This window comes from Streptomyces graminilatus (assembly GCF_001418565.1).
GTDB classification, from domain to species: domain Bacteria; phylum Actinomycetota; class Actinomycetes; order Streptomycetales; family Streptomycetaceae; genus Streptomyces; species Streptomyces graminilatus.
In genome coordinates this window covers 1-2,259 of record NZ_LIQQ01000558.1, presented here as the reverse complement: position 1 = coordinate 2,259, position 2,259 = coordinate 1, and the positions used below count along the sequence as shown (strand labels likewise).

Genomic DNA, 2,259 nt, shown 5'->3' with positions numbered 1-2,259 from the left:
GCGGCCCGGGCCGCCGAGATCGTCGCGCTGCTGAGCGAGGAGCCGCCCCGGGAGTACGGCGACGACCTGGCGGCGGCCTGGCGTTCGGCCCGGCGCGGCGGCGACGCGTACGCGGCCCGCTGGCGGACGGAGGCCCGCCGGTTGCGCTCGGCGGCGCCCGGCCCCTCGTCCCGCGAACCGGGCGAGGGCTCCGCCCCGGCCGCCGGGGACGATCGCGCGGTCGGGCTCGTCGCCGCGCTCGCCTTTCCCGAGCGGGTCGCCAGGGCTCAGGGCGGTTCGTATCTGATGGTGTCCGGTACCCGTGCCGAGGCCGGTGACGGTTCGGCGCTGCGGGGCGCGCCCTGGATCGCGGTCGCCGTGGCGGACCGGCCGGTGGGGTCGGGGCACGCGCGCGTGCGGCTGGCCGTCCCCGTCGACGAGGACACCGCCCGGTCGGCGGCCGGCGCCCTGTACGTCAAGGGCGAGGAGGTCCACTGGGCGGACGGGGATGTCGTCGCCCGCCGGGTCGAGCGGCTCGGGGCGGTGGAGCTGGCGGTGCGTCCGCTGCGGGACCCCGGCCCCGGACTCGTACGCGAGGCCCTGCTGGAAGGGCTGCGGCAAGAAGGGCTCGGGCTGTTGCGGTGGTCGGCGGACGCCGGGATCCTGCGGCAGCGGCTCGCGTTTCTCCGTCTGCACCTGGGCGCTCCCTGGCCGGACGTCTCCGAAAACGCCCTCCACGCGCGCGTGGACGAGTGGCTGGAGCCCGAGCTGAGCCGGGCGCGGCGGCGGGCCGACCTGGGGCGGATCGAGGCGGGGCAGGCGCTGAACCGGCTCCTGCCGTGGGCCTCCGGGGAGGCGGGGCGGCTCGACGAGCTGGCGCCGGAGCGGATCGCGGTACCGAGCGGGTCCAGGATCCGGGTCGACTACTCCGATCCGGAACGGCCCGTTTTGGCGGTGAAGTTGCAGGAGATGTTCGGGCTGCGGGAGTCGCCCGCCGTGGCCGGTGTGCCGGTGCTCGTGCATCTGCTGTCGCCCGCCGGTCGGCCCGCCGCCGTCACCGCCGACCTCGCGTCCTTCTGGAAGGACGGCTACCGGGGCGTACGCGCCGAGTTGCGCGGCCGGTATCCGAAGCATCCGTGGCCGGAGGACCCGGCGACCGCCGAGCCGACGCGGCACACGAACGCGCGGCTCAGGCGCTGACCGGCTCGGGGGCGGAGGTCTTGGCCGGGGCGGGTCCGGCGGGCCTGCGCCCGCGGGCCTCCAGGAAGAGGGCGAGGGCCAGCAGCAGGACCCCGAGGGTGAGGAATCCCCAGGGCAGGTACGAAGTCATCCACAGGACCAGTACGCGCTGGGACTTGACCAGGGCGACCGTCGACTCGATGTAGTCCTCGCGCATTTTCACGTGCCCGGAGAAGGCCGTCACCTTTTCGCGGCCCCCCAGGAGGGTGCCTCCACGCAGTTCCTCCTGGTGGATCTCCTCGCCGTAGACGGGCGCGCCGGTGACCGGTTCCACCCAGAACCTGCGGACCGTGGTGTACCAGCGGGTCATGCCGGTCTCGGCGATCGTCTCGGCCGTGATGCCCTTGACGGGCAGGTCCTTGGGGAAGGGGACCCGCGTCCACGGGACGGTCTGCTCGAAGTAGTAGACCCGGACGCCCCGGAAGTCCTGGGTGCCCTTGTAGTGGATGGGTGCGGTCGTCCGTGCCTGGGCGTCGAAGTACTCGTAGTCCCGTTTCTCGGTCAGGAAGGGCCACTTGAACTCGATGCCCCGGCGTTTCACAGCGTCGCCGTCGACCATCTCGCCGGGGGCGTGGACGGGTTCCTGGGTGTGCGCGTCGAAGATGTAGCGCTCGGGGATCTTCGAGACCATCTTCCCGTCGGGTCCCTGGACGTAGGAGAGGCCGTCCCAGACGACCACGTCCCGCCCTGCCGTCCGCTCGATCCTCTCCGCGGCCTCGACGTTGCCCTTGAGGGTCTGCACGATGGTGACCTTGGGGACCTTCTTCGCCTGGAAGGTGCCGTAGTCAAGGAGGGTCGCGTCCTTCGCCTCCAGGACCATGGTCGTGTACTGGTCCGCCGGGACCTTGGCGAGGCGCGGGAAGGCGTACCAGCGCAGCAGCGGGGACAGCGCCGCGAAGAACACGGCGAGGGCGAGCAGGACCAGGCCGGACTTTCGGCGCATCTCGGCCTCCCTCCCGGAGAGGTGCGCGGCTACGGGTGTGAGGGGACCGTGGTCAGCAGCGGCTTCGGGGACGTCGTGCCCGCCGGCGGGCCCAGGGC

The 2,259-nt window shown here is 73.2% G+C and carries 3 protein-coding genes; 1 reads left to right on the top strand and 2 read right to left on the bottom strand.

Annotation, left to right across the window (positions count from 1 at the left end; genetic code table 11):
• The coding region (locus AOK08_RS36440; RefSeq protein WP_277816056.1) for an ATP-dependent helicase C-terminal domain-containing protein at nucleotides 1–1,179 on the top strand (1,179 nt) is incomplete at its 5' end.
• On the opposite strand, the gene pgfA is transcribed toward AOK08_RS36440, so the two are convergent.
• Together pgfA and AOK08_RS45205 are read right to left on the bottom strand one after the other, a co-directional pair.
• Nucleotides 1,169–2,161 (bottom strand): cell envelope lipid trafficking protein PgfA, encoded by a 993-nt coding sequence (pgfA, locus tag AOK08_RS36435; protein ID WP_055534029.1) that lies wholly within the window; start codon nucleotides 2,159–2,161, stop codon nucleotides 1,169–1,171. The two genes, AOK08_RS36440 and pgfA, sit on opposite strands and share 11 nt — an antisense overlap.
• 29 nt (nucleotides 2,162–2,190) lie before the next feature.
• On the bottom strand, nucleotides 2,191–2,256 hold the full coding sequence (locus AOK08_RS45205; protein ID WP_241827243.1) for an SPW_0924 family protein: 66 nt from the start codon (nucleotides 2,254–2,256) through the stop codon (nucleotides 2,191–2,193).
• Between the last annotated feature and the right edge of the window lie 3 nt (nucleotides 2,257–2,259).

Excerpts from the sequence above, each read along its gene's own strand:
- pgfA (WP_055534029.1), bottom strand. The coding sequence starts at position 2,161 with ATGCGCCGAAAGTCCGGCCTGGTCCTGCTCGCCCTCGCCGTGTTCTTC.